We start from the raw sequence: 19,422 nt of genomic DNA on the forward strand, positions 1-19,422 counted from the left end.
TCTTTTACATACTCATCTTCTGCAGGTATTTTAGTGGTTAAATAAAATGCTTCACGGTCAATACCGCTTTCTTTAACTGTTTTACCGACACCCGCTTCATTTCTATAAGAAATTGCGGTATCTATCAGTCGGTAACCCATCTCGATCGCGGATTCAAGCGCAGAAAAATCACCATTCAGGTCACCGTTGTAATCATTATTTTCTTTTCCGTATGTGTTCGTTCCTGTTCCCAAGTATGGCATACTTGTGCCGTTGTTCAAGCGTGCATGTTCCATCGTCTCTCTCCCCATATAGTTAGTTTATTCATTATTTCAGTGATAACCACCCTAACTCTGTTTTGACTACACCTCTATTTCAGCTAGTACCTTTTTCAAATGGACTAACTCTTCATTGTTAAACGTGAGACCTTTACTCATCTTAGTATGGTCAGGGCTCCATTCTCTGATGTCAAACTTTGGCGGACGATTATTCCAACTCACTAAATTTAATTCTTTACGCCATCCTTTAGGTGTTTCAGAAAGAACGGCAAGATGTTCAACCACTTCGTACGAAATTTTATCCATGATTTATACCCCTTTCAAAATATCTACCGACTTCGCCTGGATGGTGTGCATCAGAACCATAGGCTAATTTGACCCCTTTATTTATGGCTGATTCAACAAGTGACTCATAGGGATAAGTGCTGTTGTAAAAAGGTTTATCAAGGCCTGAAAAGTTATAATCCAAAATATAATCGTTCATTTTTGCTTTTTCCAGTAACCTGTCCCAATCGATTTCGTCTTTTTGATCATGTGCTTTGCTAAATTTATATATCAGCGTTATATGGCCGATTGTTTTAGGTGTCCATTCTCCAAATGGTAAAGACAATGCTTTGGATAATGTCCCTTCATAGATGCTTGTTAGTCTATCGTAACCTATTTGCTTTATTTTTTCTAAAAATAGATCCTTATCATAGTCGATACAGAAATAACCTTGGTCAGGGATTTTTAAAAAATGAACACTCAAAATAGAATAAGGAATAGTTTTAGGATATTTTTTTAAAAAGCGACATGTTTCCGCCTCTTTTCCTTCTATATAATCAATTTCAAATCCAGTGTTTACGATAATGTCATCTGCATATTTCACTTTTAATTTTTTTCCCTGATTCAAATAGGCTTCAATGTCTTCTTCTCTCATAGAGCTGTCTTTTGCAGGGGTCGTATCTTCGATTGGCAAAGGCGCGTGTTCAGTAAACGTAATACTTTCAAGTCCATTATCTATAGCCTTTTTAATATACTCTTCCATCTCAAAATCACTACCATGCGGGCAATATTGAGTGTGAACATGATTGTCGGATAACATGCTGTCTATCCCCTCTCTTTTTTCGATTTGAAAACTTTCATAAGGGTACTTTTTATGTTAAAATTTTTTAATCAAACTGTTTTCATTTTTTAAAACTACTTTTATTGTATCAAAATAAAAAATAAATGGAAATGAGGAATATGCTAATGAGTTTCGAAAAAAACAATCAGTATCTGCTAGAAAAAAAACACAAAGAAATAGAGTTTCTCAATCATTTTCATTTATTGGGCTATGATCTACTTGATCTATCTATTCTGGAAAAATTTGAATGGGATAGATTATCGGAAGACGATTTAAAAATGATGAAATATCGCTACACGTGGCAGTCAAACCAATCCCTTCTATCTCTTAGGAGCGACTGGACAGATGCGATCGTCCGCTACCGCCAAAAATATAAATTAAAAGCAGATAAAATTGCTTATTCCGGGCCCGTTTTTCCTGTGGATAAAGAGAAAATGCAGTTTGGAATGGAAATCTTTACCCAGGATATCCCAAAACAGATCGTCACGATGAAAGAGTTATTGCTTTACATTCGCAATCATCTCAACATTTCCTTAACTGTTGCCGTAATCAGTCACTACTCTCTCCTGAAAAAACTATTATCCAAAGAAGAAAGACGAAATCCTGAAATCATGAGGTATTTAAGTGAACGTAATTTAGATCGGTTAACCGAAAGATTAGGAACCTCGCATCCAGTGGTCCTATTAATGAACCAGCCTGTGCCTAATCAGCTCGCCTATGCTAAACAGCACTTTCCAGATTTAAAGAAACCCGTCGAAGAAATACAACATTGGCAATCGGCATTAGAAAAAAATCACATTCCCGTCGTTTATTGCGACTTATTTTCCTCACCGACTCAATCCTATTACAAAGGCATATTTTTACAATTTTATACTAAACATTCTGTTGAACCCATCGTTACAGGTGGCCAGTATTCAAGCCCCACTAAAGCCTTTGGTATGGCTATTAATTTATCAAGCTTACCCATAACAGGCAGCTTATAGAGAGGAAAGTTTAAATGATTACAATTGCATTATCTAAAGGAAGACAATTAGAAGATTTTATTTCGTTTTTAAAACAGCGGAAATTAAGCCAATGGTATACTGCCTTAGAATCTATATCAAGAGAATTATTAGTTGAAACCGAAGATATACGCTTTTTACTAGTTAAAGGCGAAGACGTCCCCGTATACGTCGAGGAAGGTGTCGCTGATCTGGGCATTACAGGGAGTGATGTCTTGTATGAACAAAATCGACAAATAAATAATCTGATGGATCTTCCATTTGGTTATTGTCATTTTGCCTTAGCTGCGAAATCTCCAAAAGAAACGTATCCTGTTGTCGCTACAAAATACGTCAAATTTACTCAAGATTATTTTGACTCTATCCGACAACCCGTCAAAATAATCCCTCTAAAGGGCTCTGTCGAACTGGCCGCCACTATAGGTATGGCCGATGCCATTATGGATATCGTTCAATCTGGAACGACTCTCAGAGAAAATGGTTTGGCAGAACAAGTGCAATTAGATAATATCAATGCGCGGCTCATTACAAACAAACATTCATTTTTCTCTAAAAATGAGGAAATACAGTCGATCATTAACCAATTAAAAAAGTAGGTGGAATATAAATGTACACAATGGATACTTTCAAACAAATATATGCCTCAACGAACGTGACAGACTGGAGCAAATTAAATCAGGTCATGACTATCATACAAACCGTCCAGGAAAAGAAAGATGAAGCATTATTTGACTATTCCGAAAAATTTGATAACGTGTTATTGACGGAGTTGGAAATCAAGGCTTCTGACCTCGAATCAGCTTATCAGTCCATCGACGACGGATTAAGAGACGCTTTAGAAATGGCCTATCAAAACATATGGGACTATCAGACATCCATAAAAATCTCCGACAGTCCAAAGTCAGAACTTTATCAAAAAGTTCACCCATTGAATCGTGTGGGTGTCTATGTGCCAGGTGGGACCGCTCCTCTAGTCTCCACGGTATTAATGACAGCCGTTTTAGCCAAGGTTGCCGGCGTCAATGAAATCATTGTCACTACACCTCCTCAAAAGGATGGCGTCAATCAAGCCATTTTAGCCGCCTGTCATATCGCTCGAGTGGACCGCGTATTTCAAGTAGGCGGTGCTCAAGCCATTGCTGCTTTAGCTTATGGTACAGAATCCATTCCCAGAGTAGATAAAATTGCCGGACCTGGGAACCAGTATGTCGCCTTAGCCAAAAAAATGGTTTATGGTGATGTCGGTATCGATTCTATTGCCGGTCCAAGTGAAATTGTTGTCGTTGTCGATGAAACGACGCGGGCAGAATTTGTTGCCTATGATTTACTTGCACAAGCGGAACATGACGTATTGGCCCGTACCTTTTTGATAAGTGAAAACAAAGAGAAATTATCTGAAATAAAAGAAGCAGCTGATGCTTTGATGGATAAACAACCTCGCGCTCAAATAATAGAGGCCAGTCTGAGGGATCATCATTATTCTATTCATACGACCGATAAAGAAGAAACGATTGAATGCGTCAACTTGATTGCCGGAGAACATGTCTCGGTTCAAACAAAAGATGCAGAGTCATATATTGATCAGATCAAAACTGCCGGCGCTTTATTTATAGGCGACTATTCACCTGAAGCTATTGGTGATTACGTCGCAGGTCCTAGTCACGTTTTACCAACTGGAGGAACAGCGAGATTCAGTAACGGATTAACGGTCAATGACTTTTTGCGAACCAATTCTATTATCGCTCTTAAAAAAGAGTCGTTTTTAAACATGGCTCCAAGCGGTATGCGTATAGCCTTGGAAGAATCGCTCCAAGCCCATCATGATTCCTTATCCTGTCGACTGGAGGGATTGAAGTGATACGCATAGATAAAAATGAAAGTCCGTACAGGGCATTAACAGAAGATGAAATAAGCAAAATCGCGGTAGATACACATTTTAATCACTATGCGAATGATGAATACCAGCAGTTACAAAAAAGTTATGCTGCCTATAACAATTTAGACCCAAACTTAGTCTCTTTTGCAAACGGATCAGATGAATGGATTCAAAAAGCCATGATTATCTTAGGTACAGGACCTGCTTTAGTGCTGGATCCAGATTTTGTGATGTATGAAGAATACGCTATGCAATTCAAGCGTCCACTTGTAAAAATCAGTGCTCAGCCGGATATGACATTTGACTATGAGGAAGTTTTTCGAAAAATCAAGGAATATCGTCCTTCTATTTTTATTTTCTCACAACCTAATAACCCATTTGGTATGATGCACCCCTTTGATTTCGTTGAGAAAGCAGCCGAATTGATGAAAGAGGTCAATGGTTACATTATTATTGACGAAGCTTATGCCGAATTTCTAGATGAGATTCCCAATTATCCTGAAGGTGATCATATCATTCGCTTTCGTACGCTTTCCAAGGTGTATGGTTTAGCGGGATTGCGCATTGGTGTCGCTTTTTCGACTGAGAATACGATGAAAGTACTAAACTCTATCGCACATCCTTACCCGCTCAATACCTTTTCTTTAAATATCGCGAATTATTTATTGAATCGACCCGAACGGCTAACTGATTTTATTGATTTAAATCGAAAGCTGGCCAGACAATTGCACCAGCTCTTTAAAGAAGAAGTCGGAGATGTTATCAATATACTGGAAAGTCACACTAATTTTTTGTTTACGTATGGAGAAAAAGCAGTAGAATTAGGCAGCTTTGTACAACAAAATGGCTTCCGACCCAGAATGTATCCTGAATCTAATCAACCAACACTTAAAGAAGCAGTAAGATATTCGATAGCAACCGCAGAACAAATGGATGAGCTGAGAAAAATCGTAAGGAAATGGAGAGCATCTCAATGACCATAACCAAAGAACGCAACACGAAAGAAACAAGTATCAAATTAAGCATGGCTACAGGTTTATCTGAATCCAATATCGATACAGGTGTAGGCTTTTTAAATCACATGCTGGACCTGTTTGCTTTTCACGGTCATTTCATTCTGGATATTACTGTCGATGGTGATACGGACGTGGATGATCATCACACCACAGAAGACATTGGTATCCTGTTAGGACAAGCCATCGCTGAATTAAATCAGGATAAGTCGTCAATCGAGCGTTACGGAACAGCCTACGTTCCAATGGATGAAACTTTGGCACGTGCAGTCATCGATATCAGCGGTCGTCCTTTTTTATCTTTTGAACCTGATTTTTCCAGCCAGAAGGTCGGTACGTTTGATGTTCAATTAGTCAAGGAGTTCTTCTATGCGCTGACGATTCACGCACGCTTAACCGTTCATCTTGATTTGATCCGCGGTGGAAACACTCATCATGAAATTGAAGCCCTGTTCAAGTCTTATGCACAAGCTTTAAGAAAAGCATCACAGTCATCCAATGTTTCTCGACTTCCTTCATCGAAAGGGGTCATCGAAGAATGATTGCTATTGTAGACTATGGTTTAGGCAACATAGCCAATCTATCAAACGCCCTGCACTATTTGGGTTATGACGTCATCGTCACTCATGATAAAAAAGAACTCAATGAGGCAGACACGATCATCCTCCCTGGCGTCGGCCATTTCAAGGATGCGATGGATCGTCTATCCGAACTAGATTTGTTGCCTGTATTGAACGAATTAAAAGATGAAAAACCGTTTATCGGTATCTGCCTTGGTATGCAGCTGCTTTTTGAGCATAGTGAAGAAGGTGACGCAGATGGGCTTGGCTATTTACCGGGAAGAGTCAAGAAAATAACTGGTTCCCTTCCCGTACCTCACCTAGGATGGAATCAATTAAACTCTACACTTCCTTCTCTTCAGGGCGACGTTTACTTTATTCATTCATATAAAGTGCATACAGAAGAAAATGTTATTGCGACAGCAACTTATGAAGAGCCTGTGGTAGCCATTGTCCAGAAAGATCATTTGATCGGTATTCAGTTTCACCCTGAAAAAAGTGGAGATTTGGGAATACAAATATTAAATCAAGCGATAAAAGGTGGTTTTGATCTGTGATAGAAATTTGGCCGGCAATAGATTTAATTGAAAATCAAAGTGTACGTTTGACTGAAGGTGATTATAACTCAAAAGAGATTATGAAAAGATCCCCTAAAGAAGCTATCTCTTTTTATAATCAATTCAAAGAAGTGACCCGTATCCATATTGTTGATTTGATGGGAGCACTGAAACAGAAACCAACAGAAAAAGCATTTATAAAAGAATTGATCGCGTCCAGTGCCTACCCCGTCGAAATAGGTGGCGGTATTCGTTCAAAAGAAACGATCGACTATTACTTCTCAAGCGGTGCGTCATACGTAATCGTCGGAACCCGTGGCTTGCAGGACAGTGAGTGGCTCAAGGAAATAACAACTCTCTACCCTGGCAAAGTTTATTTAGGTCTGGACGCAAAAAAAGAACAGGTCGCGGTAAACGGCTGGACAGAATCGGTTGGAAAAACAATCTATGATATCGCGGAAGAGACAGCTTCTCTAGCTTTGGGCGGTATTATTTACACCGACATCTCTAAAGACGGTAAAATGCAGGGACCTAACTTCGAACTGACAAAAAAACTTGTTGGGCTTACCCCCCACCCTATCACTGCCTCAGGTGGCATCCGCAGTTTTGCAGATTTGAAACTATTAGAAAAAGCCGGTGTTAAAGCGGCTATTGTCGGAAAAGCGGCTAACACGGATGCTTTTTGGGAGGGTATTAAATGATTAAAAAACGTATTATTCCCTGTCTCGATGTCAGAGATGGCATCGTGGTCAAAGGGATCCAGTTCAAAGGCCTTCGCGAAGTTGGCGACCCGGTTGAGTTAGCTAAACGCTATAATACATTGGGGGCGGATGAATTAGTCTTTCTCGACATTTCAGCAACGGACACGGGCAACGCCTTGATGCTTGATGTGATTCGAGAAACGGCCAAGGAACTTTTTATCCCTATGACTATCGGTGGTGGATTAAAATCTTCGGAAGATATCTCAGCCGTATTAAATGCTGGTGCAGATAAAGTAAGTCTGAATTCAGCAGCCTTAAATAATCCGTCATTGATTAACGAAACCAGCGAAAAGTTTGGCTCACAATGTATCTGTATAGCAGTGGATGCAAAATGGGAAGAAACGGAACAGGACTGGTATTGTTACACTCACGGAGGTAAGAAAAAAACGGATGTGAAAACATTGGATTGGGTAAAAGAAGTGGCGTCTCGAGGAGCAGGAGAATTATTAATTACCAGTATGGATTACGATGGCATGCAGCAGGGATTTGATCATGTATTGCTTTCAAAAATTAAAGAAACAGTCAATATCCCCGTCATCGCTTCAGGAGGGGCAGGAAATGCTCAACATTTTGCGGACCTTTTCTTGAATACGGATGTGTCAGCTGGACTTGCCGCCTCCATTTTCCATGACGAGGACGTTTCGATTCAAGAAGTCAAAGACTTATGTCAGTTAAAAGGAGTGCCGATGCGACATGTCTAATTACAATTCATTACAACCAGATTTTTCAAAAGGATTACTTCCAGTTATTTTACAGCATTATACAACGAAAGACGTTCGCATGATGGGCTACATGAACGAAGAGGCTTTTAAAAAGACGAAACAGGACGAAGTCGTCTGGTTCTTTTCTCGTTCAAAAAATCGGTTATGGAAAAAAGGTGAATCAAGCGGTAATGTTCAATATGTCAAAGAGATGTATTTAGACTGTGATCAAGACGCTTTGCTCATTATGATCGATCCTGCTGGCCCAACCTGCCATACAGGTTCCAAAAGCTGTTTCAATCTCGGCCCCTCATTTACCTTAAAAGATATTGAAGCGACGATACAAGCTCGGGCCAGTTCAGATGAAGAGAAATCCTATACAAATTATCTCTTAAATGAAGGCATCGATAAAATAGCAAAAAAATTCGGTGAAGAAGCATTTGAAGTCGTGATAGCAGCGAAGAACAAAAACAAAGATGAAGTCGCAAACGAAGCAGCCGACACCTTATATCATCTCGGAGTTTTGCTCTATCAGTCAGGTGTATCCATTTCAGAAATCGAAGCCATTTTAGCTTCACGGCATGAAAAACAGAATAATTTTAAAGGTGAACGAAAAGATGTAAACAACTGGTAAGGCATTTCCTTTTCACTATCCAATAGATTCTCTTTAATGGTTACTATCATATTAAATCAGACTTTCGTCACAGTTCTTTGTTGTATTTTCATCTTCATTCTTTTAAAATTAATAAGCATACTGTAAATTTTTGAAATGCAATAAAACAAAAGTAGGGATATTTTGAAAAGTCAAATTAAACGTGTCCGAATAGCCGAACAGGGTGCAAAGGTTTCGATCGGTGTATACGTGATACTAGCCGTAGTTAAAATAGCCGTCGGGTTTTTCCTGCGGTCCACATCTTTATCAGCGGATGGACTGAATAACTTAACGGATGTCCTTTCTTCTGTGACTGTCCTGGTCGGTCTGAGAACAGCGCGTATACCGGCTGATCATAATCATCCTTATGGGCATTGGAAAGCAGAACCCATTGCTAGTTTAATTACGTCGTTCATCATGCTCTTTGTCGGATTCCAAGTGTTTCAAAACAGTCTCGTTCGTCTGTATAGTGGCGAATTAGTTCCACCCAACCGACTCGCTGCTATAGTCGCTATAGTCAGTGCAGTAGTATTGCTCTTTCTCTACCGCTATAATCTGATATTAGCAAAAGAAGCGAAAAGCACCGGATTGAAAGCTGTAGCTCAAGATAATCTGGCCGATAGTTTGACAAGTATGGCAACAGCCATAGCCATTATAGGTGCTTCTTTTGGATGGGTTTGGTTAGATAGCCTCATGGCATCCGTTGTTGCTCTGATTATAATTAAAACGGGTATTGGAATCTTTAAAGAAAGTACCTTTTCATTATCTGACGGATTTAAGGACAAGCAGCTGTCTTTATACAAGAGTGAAATACAGACGATACCGGAAGTCATAAGTGTTGCATCCATAAAAGCTCGCATGTATGGGGCCAATACATATGTGGATGTCACTATATTGGTCGACGGGGACATGACGGTGCAAGAAAGTCATGATGTAACCGAGAATATCGAAAAAATACTGTATGAACAGTTCGATGTCATGCACACCGATGTTCATGTTGAGCCTGATGATTTAATCAAACAATTCAATGAAGAACAAATGTAAAAAGAGGGATTTCTATTTTTATAGAAATCCCTCTTTTTTTATTTTGTAGAAATCACTTTGAAATTATTATTTACATCAGCTGAGATAGGCGAGTATTTCGCAAAATAATCCCCGATAAGTTCATTCATTGGGATCGTCACTTCCCGAATGATTTTCGTCGCATCAAACATACTGTAATTGCCTCCACCTACTGCTCGGTATTGGTTGATCACAATCTCCAGGTCATCATCTGGCATTATGTCTTTACCTTGATACTTGAATTCTACAACTCTTTCTCCTTCAGGCTGTGCGACATCTATCACATAATCGATTCCTTCATACATATCGTAATTATACATCTGAGGTTTGGGATTCATGAATTCTGGATTAATACTTATCTGATCATCATCATTCACTTTGAAATACATTGCCGATTGTTCTATAGCCGTTTTCAATTCTTTCCCTGTCACTTTTAAGACGGCTAGAGTATTTGGATATATGTAATTAAGCACAACATCCCTCATCGTTACTGACTCATCAAATCCTTTTACGGTATTATTGAAAAGTGCAGTACCAGAGATATCACAGTCTGCATAATGCATTTGAACACGATTTATAAACTCAACATAAGGATGTTCTTCTTGTCTTGCTTTTTCCACATCATTGATTTGCATATCACCCTTGACCTTACCAATAGGTTGATCCAGCCAATCTTCCACTTCGTCATTCAACCATTTAAACTGATCGGATAAATTTTCATCAACAGGCATTCCTTCGACCGAAAGCAGTTCAGGTTTCATTTCTTTGATCATGACAGTGTCGTTATTTTTCTCAAGTTCTATAACAACTTTACCTAAATACTCCCCTTTGCTTCCTGGCATTAGGACGGCAGTTTTCCCAACGACTTCAGCTATCAAGCGATGCTGATGACCGGCCAGTAAGACATCGATGCCTGTAACCTCATTCAATATCTTGTAGCCCTCATTCTCTCCTGTCTGCGCTTCTGTTTCCTCACCTGTTTTAAGGTCTTTCTCAAACCCGCCATGATAACTAACGACAACAATATCAGCATTTTCTCTTAACGTAGGTACATATTTTTTAGCAGTATCAACAGCTGATAAAAAGCTCAATCCCTCATAATTTTCAGGATGTTCCCAATTAGGTATATATTGAGTGGTCAAACCTAATACAGCAATTTTAATTCCTTCTTTTTCAAAAATCTTATATGCCTGGCCAAAGGCTAAACTTCCATCACTTTTCACTATATTGGCACATAAGAAAGGATACTTTGCCGTTTCAACTGCAGAATCAAGATAATCTAGCCCATAGTTAAATTCATGATTTCCGATTATGCCAATATCAAAATTCAGTTGATTGACAGCATCCATCAAATATTTAGCGGAATTTTTATGTTTAACTAAGTAATGAGTAAATGGTGATCCTTGAATAATATCGCCGTTTTCAATAGTAAGACTTGGTCCTTTTAACGCTTGTCGCTCTTTTTTTAATAGAGAAGCAATTTTAAATAAGCCGTGTTCCATCTTATGTTCGCGTGACTGATAATCTGTCGGGTAAAGATACCCATGCACGTCACTTGTCTCAAATAATGTAAACTCCATCAAATCTCCCTTTCTGTAAGTGGATTTCAAATGCTTATTTAATCTCGCTTATTTGATAATACATCCATCAGCAACCGAGGGTTATCTGTCACGATTCCATCAGCGCCAAGATCAATAAGTTTTTTCATTATTTCTTCTTCATTTATCGTCCAATAATAGACGTGCATACCACGTTTATTTGCCCCACGGATCAATTTCCAATCAGCTAAATTAAAACCTTCTTGTTCAATTGGCAGCTGAAAGGCTTCTGCTTTGGGTCTATAAAGCGCATTAAGAAATGCCTTGTGCATCGTAACAAATTGTCTTGTCTCTTCTGCACCTGCGCCAATGGCTACTTCCCCATTAGAAACATCCTGGAATCGCAAGTTTATGTCATGATTAAAACTGGTAATCAAAACCTTATCTTTCATAGCGTAGTTTTGAATTTGCTTCCACATTTCATCAATTAAAGCGCCATACATAACTGGATCGTTGGTATCCTTAATTTCTATCAAATGTTTTTTATTATTAAACTCTGAAAAGACTTCTTCTACTGTTGGTATTTTTATGCCCGAGTTTCGAAAGGTGAAATTACCTTTAGCATCTTTAAACTGGTACCCTGCATCTAGAGCTTTTATTTCTAGAAGAGTCATTTCATTGACTCTTCCTTTACCGTTGGTCGTACGATCTACGGTGTCATCATGAATCACTACCAGATGCCCGTCGATAGTGATATGTACATCATACTCCAGAACATCTACACCTAGATCCGCTGCATTTCTAAAGGCTGCCAACGTATTTTCAGGAGCAAGGGCTTTTCCTCCTCGATGAGCAATCACTAAGGGGCCTTCTTTATCTTCGAAAAAGGCATGGTTATTTTTTGAAGATAAAGGGAATAAAAAGAGTAAAAACCAAAGCATAAAGACACCGACTAAAAAAACACCAATAATTTTAACTACTTTCCCCATTTATGTTCCCTCCTCAAACGAATAGGTTACCCAATGATAAACAGAACAACTACATAAGAGACGATGACGACTAACGAGGATAATATGAAACCATGTATAAAAGGTTTCCAACCGGTTTTAACAAAAACTGCCAAATTCGTTTTCAGACCAATTGCAGCTAAAGAAACAACCATCAGAAAACGACTGACTGTTTTCATTACTCCGGCTACACCCGGACTTATGATTCCTATTGAATTAAGTAAAGCCATCAATACGAAAACCAATATAAACCAGGGAACTAAACCCGAAAGAGAGACCTTAGCCTTTCTAAGATCAGGTTGTTTGCGTTTGTTTTTGTAATATATAGTTGAAAAGATTAAAACGGTTGGGATAATGGCCAACGTACGTGTCAGCTTTACCATCGTCGCTACTTCACCGGCCACATCAGAAAAAGCGAAGCTGGCAGCGACCACGCTCGAAGTGTCGTTGATGGATGTTCCGGCCCAATAACCGAAAAAAGTGTCGCTAAGTAACAATAATCGACCGAGTATCGGATACAAGATGATCATCAACATATCGAACAAAAAAGTAGCCGAGATAGCATAAGACACGTCTGCATCTTCTGCTTCAATTACTGGGGCCATTGCAGCAATCGCCGATCCTCCACAAATGGCTGTTCCCGCTGCAATCATATTACTCAGCTTCCAGTTGATTTTAAGTAATTTTCCTAAAAGATATCCACCGCCAAAAGCGGTAAATAAAGTAAATAACAACACCAAAAGAGTCTGACTTCCAACTTCTAATATAATAGAAAAATTGAGAGAAGCACCTAGTAATATAATCGCCCCTTTCAATATTTTCTTTGAAGTATACTGCACGCCTTCTTGTAATACTCTTTCATTATAATAGACTGTACGAACAAAGATACCTAAAAACATGGCAATGACAGTCGCTCCAATGTAATGACCTGGCAATATCGTTTCTATGTATAGTGCAATCAAAGCAATGATTCCTGACAATCCAATTCCGGGTAATTTTTTCAAACTAATCTCCACACTTTTCATCCTTCCAAACGATTATTGGATCATTATACCATTTATCCAATATTTCTTAAGTAAAAAACAAGCAAGTTAAAAAAATCTTCACTTATAGACACAGTTTCCATCATACTGTTCTAACCTATAACTGAAGATTTCATACTACTCATTTCACTGTCTAATTCGTTTGCCCCCTGTATAAACAGATGCCAAAAGATGGAAAAAAATACTTGATCCGCATACGACCGTGAGCCAAAAGAACTGATAATCAGTCTCTATAATAATACCAGTGTAGGCCCAGGCAAAGACCAGCGGGTATAGCCAGTCTCGATTGATCAGTGAAACAAATACTGCAATCACTGTACCAAAAATCAATAAAGCTAACGTCAATTGATATTCGTCAAATCCTAATACTTCCTCAATTCCCATCTCTCTTATCCAAGTCATAATATTAACTAATGCAACCACGGTCACCCCGCCGAAATAAATGGAGAATGGTAACCGATTAAACCAGTGAGAAGAAATACCGGAAATGTTTTTATAAATAATAAGCAGCGTGATGAGCAAAGCGACTATAATAATGATTGAGGCTAAGTACCAACCCTCTGTGAAAGCGATGATCCATAATCCATTTAAAATAAAATTAGCGATGGGCCAATACTGCACACTGTCGTAGACGCGATTTTGATTATGCTTAGAAAAAATCAAGCGTGCGATCCAGATAAATAATAGCAGGTAAATAACGACCCAGATTGAAAAGACGTATCTAGCGGTTTGGATTATTGCAGGATCCTGATCAGCAACCATCCCCACATCTGTTGCAGTGATATAATTGACGACCAACATTAGAATGAACCACATGCTATAAATAATACCCAATTGCTTTTTACTTCTCATCATGATAACCTCCTCAAAAGTCTATAGTTCAAAATATAAAGAGTTTATTAGATAGTCTACTTCATACTTTAATGCCAACTTATATAAAAAGCGTTTAACTCTTTCTAAGTGATTTAAGCCTTCTATCAGATTAGATTTATACTCTTGGTACTTTTCTTTTTCTTTGTCTGTGACTTCTTGATTGACATATCCCCAAACATGTTCCAAGCTGTTTATCGCAGTACTCATATTGATATCTAGAGTAAGAGCTGCTTCAATTAACCGATAAAACGGAATAACAGGGTATGATGACTTATCTTTTAGCAGGCTTCTTATCCTTTCATAAATCACTGGTGACCTTTCTAGTACAGTATACTTGTACCTTGCCCATTCTTTTTCCAAGTCGCTTATCTTTGGATCAGTTGTTGTCGCTAAAAGACACTTTACTGCTGATAAATTTTTATCTTTAACTTCCAGCATGATATCAACATCACACGGCGCTACATCACGATAGAAAGTCATAAATTCATCGATTCCGATAAATTGTGAATGAGATCCTTCCCTCCCAATGAGTTGTTGCTGTGCATAATGCACTTTGGGACGTCCGTCTTCCTTTCTCCACGTTTTTTTCGCTAAATTTATCCAGTAAGAATCAGGATACGTTTCACCATCATTATTTAATGCATTATGCAGGTTATCATATACGACAGGTGCGCCTGTTCTTTCGCTGATATCCAGTACATCATTGATGGTATAAGACCGATCATCATTCTCAATAATGAGCCGGTCTTTAATTTTTCGGTCAAGTTGGTCATACACCTGGGTAAATCTATCTATGGCAGCTTCTTTATCATTATATACACCCCCGACGTGCACGATGATCTTACTTTCTGAACCAACTCCTAATGAATCTAAGAATAGCTTATGGTAATTTAAATCATCGATTGCTCGCTCCACCACTCCTATTATTGGTGAATTAAGTACCGTATACTGACCTGGATGCATCGACACCCTTATATCATATCGCTTGATTTTTTCACCAATTCGCTTAAATAAGGGGGCAAATAAGTTTGGCCAATCTAAATCATTCACAACAAAATCCGATCCGAACGGAATGATATCTGAACTTATCCGAAATAGTTTAATACCTACTTGATGATTGTATTCAATCATTTTCTCTAACACATTTAGATTATGTTCAATCAGCAGTTTCAAGTGATCTTCAGTTGCATTTATCTTGCGGCATGTTTTGTAATTAGCATTGGCTACACCTTTTGTTATGCATGCATAACCTATATTCATGATTTGCTCCTTTTCAAAATAATTATACACTAAGTTTACCATTCTAATGCTGTTCAAACGAATAATTGGCACTTATTATTCAATGCATATCATGAAGCGATTCGAGATACATTTGCTATAATCAGATTAGCAAAAGTTTAAGGAGGTTAAGTTATGTTATGGACACTGATTGGATTATTAATTCTTTTCTGGTTTTTAGGATTTATTTTTGAAATCGGTGGTGCAATTATCCATGTTCTTCTCGTCATTGCACTTATTGTTTTCATCTGGAATATGGTTACAGGAAGAAAAAAACCGTAAAAAGCTATCTCATAATTGCTTTTATGAGGCTGGGACTTTTGTCCCAGCCTCTTTCGCGCTTCCGAATAATTTACAACTTATTTCTATTTGATGTTAAAATATAACAACGGAGGATAATTATACACTGTTCAAATTGTACTATACATAAAAGTGAGTTAACGTTCAAGATTCCAAAACAGCTAAAAGGTTTGATCACTAAAGAGTTTTTTCAACACGCGTATCCATATACTTGGAAGGAAAACATCTTACATACATCAGAAGCTGCTAGTAATGATTTGGTAGATTTCCTGAGAAAAAAATGGATTTAGCTATGCCCTGGATGACGTGGGTTCGGGTTACAATACGCTTGATTTGTTAGGGGAATTACAGCCCCCCTATGTTAAGTTAGACATGGCCATCGCTCAAGGAGTCAGTCAGTGCAAGGAAAAACAGATCATAGCAAAAGCCTTTTTTGATAAGGCACACAGTTATGGAGGAATGTGTCTGGCAGAAGGTATTGAAGACATTGCCGATTTTCACTGGTTAAAGAATCAAGGTTATGAATTATTTCAAGGCTATCTGTTTGGCAGACCCCTTCCAGATCCTTTGATAAATAAAGGAATCGACATGAATCAATTTTAATCTGCTGAATTTTTTTACTTCCCGGGAAATTTGATTATATTTGATTTCCTATGGTTTGTATTCGAATAAACCATAACTTCACCGAAAATTAAAGAACTTAGCTTCTTTCGAAAGTCGAAAGAGGCTAAGTTCTTTAAAGCATATTCCCATATATTGCTTATCACTTATTTCAAAATTTCCCTATACTCTTAGAGATGTTTCTCAAACGTAATCGGTGCTTAAGTAGTCAATGGTGAATGAGCTATCCCTACATACTGATAATAATTTGGACATATCAGATATTTTTTAGCACACCGATATACTTCTATCACTGAATCAATTTGTCATCTGTAGGTTACTATATTAATTGTAGTGCGCAAACACCTCTCTCACTTCATTATCCCTGAAAGATTAGAGACTTGATCGTTATTATTTCTAAAAAAGTGAGGAGATATCTTGTGTTACAAGCAAGTAAATCACACCGAGTGTTAATATTGCAGCTAAAGGTAAACTATATTTAAATAAAGCATGTTGTGTTTTATGTCTAAATAGATACATGCCTGACCATCCGCCGATTCCTCCAAATAAAAAAGAAGACAACAACAGTGTTCTTTCTGAGATCCGGTATTTCCGTTTTACTGCACGACGTTTATCCAAATAATAAATACTGAACGTAAAGACATTCATGAATCCAATGATTATTAAGAGTACACTATTTATTCCATTTACTTCATCAAACATTTTCTTCTCCGTTCATTCCTATACAATTTCATACGTTTTATAGTAATCTATTGAAATTGGACTGTATTTTTTTAAATAATCTGTCATACTCTGCACAGCATGAATAGATGACTCCTTCTTGTTATGACCGTATTCAGGCCCCACTCCTTGGGACGTAACGTAGGCCACCTGATAGCTTTTTGTTTCGTTGACCGGTTCATCTTTGACAAATAAAGATTGAATGCGTTGACCTTTAGGATTTTCTATTTTCAGAAATACTTTCAAGCCTAACGCACGTTTAATGAATCCGCCCATTTGCTGATAGGCATCAGAAGAAACAGAACGCTCCAAATTTTCTTCTATCATAGCCAAGAGTTCCTGACCAGTTATTTCTGCAGTCATAATAGGCGGGTTCATCGGTACAATATTATACAAATCGTTGACCGTCACTTGTCCTGGAACAATCGGTGCACCATATCGCCAGCCGTTTGAAAATGCCATTTCTGCTCCTGTACTTTCAAGAACGGCAGATAAAAGGAAATTGTCCATGGTCGACTCAAGCATTGTTGCACGGTTCAAGGCAGTATTCGTTTCACCTACAACGGTCTCCATTTCTTCTTTAAAAGGTAAGAGTTCGTGTTCAATGATTTCAGATATTCGAGCATCCGGTTTAATATCCTCAGAGACTTCGATCAATTCATGTTCAACATGCGTTATTTTACCATCAGTTATCTCTAAATCGAGACGACCCAGAAACGAACCATGACAACCCGATTGTATCACTATTGTTTCTCCCTGGACAACAGGTTCAGTTAAACGATTGTGCGTGTGTCCACTTAAACAAACATCTATGCCCGCTACTTCTGATACTAATTTCATATCTTGTGGAAAACCTAAATGTGAGACGAGGACCACGAGATCAACCTGCTCCTGTTCTCTAAGAGTCTTAATCATTCCCGCCAATTCATCTTTGCCCAATGTGAATTCAACCCCTTCACTAAAGGATGCCGGCATGGTTTTATCAACGATATTAGAGGCTATCCCTATGATACCTATTTTTGAATTTGCATATTCCTTCACTTTATAAGGTGGAAACAAGCGCTCTCCATTTTCTTTTTTATAAACGTTATTCGCTAATAGTGGAAAATTCAATTCCTTTGATTTCTCAACTAATGTTTCAGGTCCGTATCCGAACTCCCAGTGTAATGCCATAGCATCGATTCCCAGTTCATTAATGATGGGAATGACTGCGGATCCCTCTGTCCTAACCGCTGGTATCGTCCCGTTTAAGGTGTCCCCGTTATCACAGAACAAGACGTCATTGGGGGTTTCATTGCGTATATCTTTCAAGAGTGTCGCGATGCGAGCATACCCTCCAGCGTTTCGATATACAAATTGACCTTCTTCAAAAAACCATTCGGGATGTAAGTTGAAGTAGGCATGCGAATCATTCATTTGAATGATTGTCAGGTTTTTCTTGTTTTTTGACATGATCATTTCTCCTTTATATTTTAGTTACAGTTCTATGATTCATGCTATCTAAAGTGAATGCGCTTGGACTGAATTGTTTGACCTTCTTTTATAATAATTGTGCGCAATCATAGACCCTCCTTTATTCTTGGTTCTCCCCTTCACCATTATACGCAAGAATATCACCAGGCTGGCAGTCGAGAACTCGACAAATCTTATTTAAAGTTGAGAATCTTATAGCCTTTGCTTTTCCTGTTTTCAAGATGGAGATATTTGCCATTGTGATCCCCACCTGTTCAGATAGTTCTGTCACACTCATCTTTCTTTTAGCCAGCATGACATCCAAATTCACTTCTATGGCCATAGCGACCTCCTTATATCGTTAAGTCATTATCCTGTTTAATTTCAAGCGCATTTCCCATCAATTTCTGAAGGACTGCCGCAAATACTGCAACGACTGTTGGTGCAGAAATAAACATCATACCTACTAAAATAACGCCCGGCGCATCATCCACTTCTCCCACAATAAAGTACAGAGGAAAACTTGTTAAATGTAAAGCGGCAATAGAAAAGGCGAAGAGTTTTATTTTTTTTAAGGCTTCTACCGATTTCGCTGAGAAGGCATCATTACAGTCAATAAACTTGAGTAATTTGAAAGCTTGATATAGTGCTGCCAAAAAAGGGAAAAGTGTCAGAGAAAAAACAGTTAAAAGCCCATACAACACACTAGCCATTTTCATACTACTATCTGCTGCATCTTGAATAATTAAAGGAAAACCAAATAGTGTAATGGCTAAAACAGGTAACGCAATGAAAATAACTGCAATTTTCAGTATCAAGGTTTCTTTCTTCAAATCAATCCACTCCTGTTATATTGTTTCCACTAATTCTAGACCTTTATTTATCGTTTATCAATAAATATACATTAGACTTAAACAAAAATTAATATATTTTGCATTAAATAATCACTTGTTTATTTTACACCAAATACTTTCTTTGTAACCTTCATAATAAAAAAGGTGGAAGCAGATACTTTCCTGCTTCCACCTTTTTTAAATATTAAATT

General features: G+C 38.1%; 23 protein-coding genes and 1 pseudogene. 12 read left to right on the top strand and 12 right to left on the bottom strand.

What is annotated here, in order from left to right:
* From R6U02_RS00030 to hisJ, 3 genes are all read right to left on the bottom strand, one after another.
* Positions 1-275 (bottom strand): aldo/keto reductase (locus tag R6U02_RS00030; protein ID WP_410261594.1); only part of this gene is annotated, 275 nt, incomplete at its 3' end.
* 66 nt (positions 276-341) lie between these two features.
* Positions 342-563, bottom strand: coding sequence for a YdbC family protein (locus R6U02_RS00035; protein WP_410261595.1), 222 nt, complete (start codon positions 561-563; stop codon positions 342-344).
* A complete protein-coding gene (gene hisJ / locus R6U02_RS00040; RefSeq protein WP_410261596.1) occupies positions 556-1,341 on the bottom strand; it encodes a histidinol-phosphatase HisJ in 786 nt (261 codons plus the stop codon). The genes R6U02_RS00035 and hisJ overlap by 8 nt, the downstream gene beginning before the upstream one ends.
* Before the next feature lie 146 nt (positions 1,342-1,487).
* On the opposite strand from hisJ, the gene R6U02_RS00045 reads away from it, so the two are divergent.
* From R6U02_RS00045 to R6U02_RS00090, 10 genes are all read left to right on the top strand, one after another.
* Positions 1,488-2,345: an ATP phosphoribosyltransferase regulatory subunit gene (locus tag R6U02_RS00045; RefSeq protein ID WP_410261597.1), complete on the top strand. Its 858-nt coding sequence runs from the start codon at positions 1,488-1,490 to the stop codon at positions 2,343-2,345.
* 14 nt (positions 2,346-2,359) lie between these two features.
* Entirely contained in the window at positions 2,360-2,959 is a 600-nt protein-coding gene (gene hisG / locus R6U02_RS00050) for an ATP phosphoribosyltransferase (protein ID WP_410261598.1), read from the top strand.
* A gap of 11 nt (positions 2,960-2,970) precedes the next feature.
* Positions 2,971-4,221, top strand: coding sequence for a histidinol dehydrogenase (gene hisD / locus R6U02_RS00055; protein ID WP_410261599.1), 1,251 nt, complete (start codon positions 2,971-2,973; stop codon positions 4,219-4,221).
* Positions 4,218-5,216, top strand: coding sequence for an aminotransferase class I/II-fold pyridoxal phosphate-dependent enzyme (locus R6U02_RS00060; RefSeq protein WP_410261600.1), 999 nt, complete (start codon positions 4,218-4,220; stop codon positions 5,214-5,216). Before hisD ends, R6U02_RS00060 begins: the two co-directional genes overlap by 4 nt.
* Positions 5,213-5,794, top strand: coding sequence for an imidazoleglycerol-phosphate dehydratase HisB (hisB, locus tag R6U02_RS00065; RefSeq protein WP_410261601.1), 582 nt, complete (start codon positions 5,213-5,215; stop codon positions 5,792-5,794). The genes R6U02_RS00060 and hisB overlap by 4 nt, the downstream gene beginning before the upstream one ends.
* Complete coding sequence (hisH, locus tag R6U02_RS00070) at positions 5,791-6,369, top strand: imidazole glycerol phosphate synthase subunit HisH (RefSeq protein WP_410261602.1); 579 nt, start codon at positions 5,791-5,793, stop codon at positions 6,367-6,369. Before hisB ends, hisH begins: the two co-directional genes overlap by 4 nt.
* Positions 6,366-7,070, top strand: a complete 705-nt coding sequence (gene hisA / locus R6U02_RS00075; protein WP_410261603.1) for a 1-(5-phosphoribosyl)-5-((5-phosphoribosylamino)methylideneamino)imidazole-4-carboxamide isomerase — start codon at positions 6,366-6,368, stop codon at positions 7,068-7,070. The genes hisH and hisA overlap by 4 nt, the downstream gene beginning before the upstream one ends.
* The gene (gene hisF / locus R6U02_RS00080) at positions 7,067-7,831 is read left to right on the top strand and encodes an imidazole glycerol phosphate synthase subunit HisF (protein ID WP_410261604.1); all 765 of its coding nucleotides are present in this window, start codon (positions 7,067-7,069) and stop codon (positions 7,829-7,831) included. The genes hisA and hisF overlap by 4 nt, the downstream gene beginning before the upstream one ends.
* The gene (gene hisIE, locus R6U02_RS00085) at positions 7,824-8,465 is read left to right on the top strand and encodes a bifunctional phosphoribosyl-AMP cyclohydrolase/phosphoribosyl-ATP diphosphatase HisIE (protein WP_410261605.1); all 642 of its coding nucleotides are present in this window, start codon (positions 7,824-7,826) and stop codon (positions 8,463-8,465) included. The genes hisF and hisIE overlap by 8 nt, the downstream gene beginning before the upstream one ends.
* A 162-nt stretch (positions 8,466-8,627) precedes the next feature.
* Entirely contained in the window at positions 8,628-9,527 is a 900-nt protein-coding gene (locus R6U02_RS00090) for a cation diffusion facilitator family transporter (protein WP_410261606.1), read from the top strand.
* 38 nt (positions 9,528-9,565) lie between these two features.
* Here the strand turns inward: R6U02_RS00090 and R6U02_RS00095 are convergent, their stop codons facing one another.
* From R6U02_RS00095 to uvsE, 5 genes are all read right to left on the bottom strand, one after another.
* The gene (locus R6U02_RS00095) at positions 9,566-11,125 is read right to left on the bottom strand and encodes a bifunctional metallophosphatase/5'-nucleotidase (protein ID WP_410261607.1); all 1,560 of its coding nucleotides are present in this window, start codon (positions 11,123-11,125) and stop codon (positions 9,566-9,568) included.
* Positions 11,126-11,163: 38 nt separating this feature from the next.
* Entirely contained in the window at positions 11,164-12,072 is a 909-nt protein-coding gene (locus tag R6U02_RS00100; protein WP_410261608.1) for a glycerophosphodiester phosphodiesterase, read from the bottom strand.
* A gap of 26 nt (positions 12,073-12,098) precedes the next feature.
* Positions 12,099-13,094, bottom strand: coding sequence for a YeiH family protein (locus R6U02_RS00105; protein WP_410261609.1), 996 nt, complete (start codon positions 13,092-13,094; stop codon positions 12,099-12,101).
* A 165-nt stretch (positions 13,095-13,259) separates the two neighbouring features.
* Positions 13,260-13,988, bottom strand: coding sequence for a tryptophan-rich sensory protein (locus tag R6U02_RS00110; protein WP_410261610.1), 729 nt, complete (start codon positions 13,986-13,988; stop codon positions 13,260-13,262).
* A gap of 18 nt (positions 13,989-14,006) precedes the next feature.
* On the bottom strand, positions 14,007-15,266 hold the full coding sequence (uvsE, locus tag R6U02_RS00115) for a UV DNA damage repair endonuclease UvsE (RefSeq protein WP_410261611.1): 1,260 nt from the start codon (positions 15,264-15,266) through the stop codon (positions 14,007-14,009).
* A gap of 153 nt (positions 15,267-15,419) precedes the next feature.
* Between uvsE and R6U02_RS00120 the strand changes: the two genes are divergently transcribed.
* A complete protein-coding gene (locus tag R6U02_RS00120) occupies positions 15,420-15,566 on the top strand; it encodes a lmo0937 family membrane protein (RefSeq protein WP_410261612.1) in 147 nt (48 codons plus the stop codon).
* Positions 15,567-15,872: 306 nt separating this feature from the next.
* Positions 15,873-16,187 (top strand): annotated as a pseudogene (locus tag R6U02_RS00125) (EAL domain-containing protein); the annotation flags it as partial.
* A gap of 414 nt (positions 16,188-16,601) precedes the next feature.
* Here R6U02_RS00125 and R6U02_RS00130 read toward each other — a convergent pair.
* From R6U02_RS00130 to R6U02_RS00145, 4 genes are all read right to left on the bottom strand, one after another.
* On the bottom strand, positions 16,602-16,907 hold the full coding sequence (locus R6U02_RS00130; protein WP_410261613.1) for a DUF1294 domain-containing protein: 306 nt from the start codon (positions 16,905-16,907) through the stop codon (positions 16,602-16,604).
* Between the two features lie 18 nt (positions 16,908-16,925).
* The gene (locus R6U02_RS00135; RefSeq protein ID WP_410261614.1) at positions 16,926-18,377 is read right to left on the bottom strand and encodes a bifunctional metallophosphatase/5'-nucleotidase; all 1,452 of its coding nucleotides are present in this window, start codon (positions 18,375-18,377) and stop codon (positions 16,926-16,928) included.
* A 121-nt stretch (positions 18,378-18,498) separates the two neighbouring features.
* Complete coding sequence (locus R6U02_RS00140) at positions 18,499-18,720, bottom strand: helix-turn-helix domain-containing protein (RefSeq protein ID WP_410261615.1); 222 nt, start codon at positions 18,718-18,720, stop codon at positions 18,499-18,501.
* 10 nt (positions 18,721-18,730) lie between these two features.
* Positions 18,731-19,210, bottom strand: a complete 480-nt coding sequence (locus tag R6U02_RS00145) for a DUF2975 domain-containing protein (protein WP_410261616.1) — start codon at positions 19,208-19,210, stop codon at positions 18,731-18,733.
* Positions 19,211-19,422: the final 212 nt, after the last annotated feature.

This window comes from Alkalibacterium sp., assembly GCF_046484155.1.
Lineage (GTDB): Bacteria > Bacillota > Bacilli > Lactobacillales > Carnobacteriaceae_A > Alkalibacterium.

What these genes read in the sequence shown, in the direction of transcription:
- R6U02_RS00035 (WP_410261595.1), bottom strand. Translation starts at nt 563, where the DNA reads ATGGATAAAATTTCGTACGAAGTGGTTGAACATCTTGCCGTTCTTTCT.
- hisJ (WP_410261596.1), bottom strand. Translation starts at nt 1,341, where the DNA reads ATGTTATCCGACAATCATGTTCACACTCAATATTGCCCGCATGGTAGT.
- R6U02_RS00045 (WP_410261597.1), top strand. Translation starts at nt 1,488, where the DNA reads ATGAGTTTCGAAAAAAACAATCAGTATCTGCTAGAAAAAAAACACAAA.
- hisG (WP_410261598.1), top strand. Translation starts at nt 2,360, where the DNA reads ATGATTACAATTGCATTATCTAAAGGAAGACAATTAGAAGATTTTATT.
- hisD (WP_410261599.1), top strand. Translation starts at nt 2,971, where the DNA reads ATGTACACAATGGATACTTTCAAACAAATATATGCCTCAACGAACGTG.
- hisB (WP_410261601.1), top strand. Translation starts at nt 5,213, where the DNA reads ATGACCATAACCAAAGAACGCAACACGAAAGAAACAAGTATCAAATTA.
- hisH (WP_410261602.1), top strand. Translation starts at nt 5,791, where the DNA reads ATGATTGCTATTGTAGACTATGGTTTAGGCAACATAGCCAATCTATCA.
- hisF (WP_410261604.1), top strand. Translation starts at nt 7,067, where the DNA reads ATGATTAAAAAACGTATTATTCCCTGTCTCGATGTCAGAGATGGCATC.
- hisIE (WP_410261605.1), top strand. Translation starts at nt 7,824, where the DNA reads ATGTCTAATTACAATTCATTACAACCAGATTTTTCAAAAGGATTACTT.
- R6U02_RS00095 (WP_410261607.1), bottom strand. Translation starts at nt 11,125, where the DNA reads ATGGAGTTTACATTATTTGAGACAAGTGACGTGCATGGGTATCTTTAC.
- R6U02_RS00100 (WP_410261608.1), bottom strand. Translation starts at nt 12,072, where the DNA reads ATGGGGAAAGTAGTTAAAATTATTGGTGTTTTTTTAGTCGGTGTCTTT.
- R6U02_RS00110 (WP_410261610.1), bottom strand. Translation starts at nt 13,988, where the DNA reads ATGATGAGAAGTAAAAAGCAATTGGGTATTATTTATAGCATGTGGTTC.
- uvsE (WP_410261611.1), bottom strand. Translation starts at nt 15,266, where the DNA reads ATGAATATAGGTTATGCATGCATAACAAAAGGTGTAGCCAATGCTAAT.
- R6U02_RS00120 (WP_410261612.1), top strand. Translation starts at nt 15,420, where the DNA reads ATGTTATGGACACTGATTGGATTATTAATTCTTTTCTGGTTTTTAGGA.
- R6U02_RS00130 (WP_410261613.1), bottom strand. Translation starts at nt 16,907, where the DNA reads ATGTTTGATGAAGTAAATGGAATAAATAGTGTACTCTTAATAATCATT.
- R6U02_RS00135 (WP_410261614.1), bottom strand. Translation starts at nt 18,377, where the DNA reads ATGTCAAAAAACAAGAAAAACCTGACAATCATTCAAATGAATGATTCG.
- R6U02_RS00140 (WP_410261615.1), bottom strand. Translation starts at nt 18,720, where the DNA reads ATGGCCATAGAAGTGAATTTGGATGTCATGCTGGCTAAAAGAAAGATG.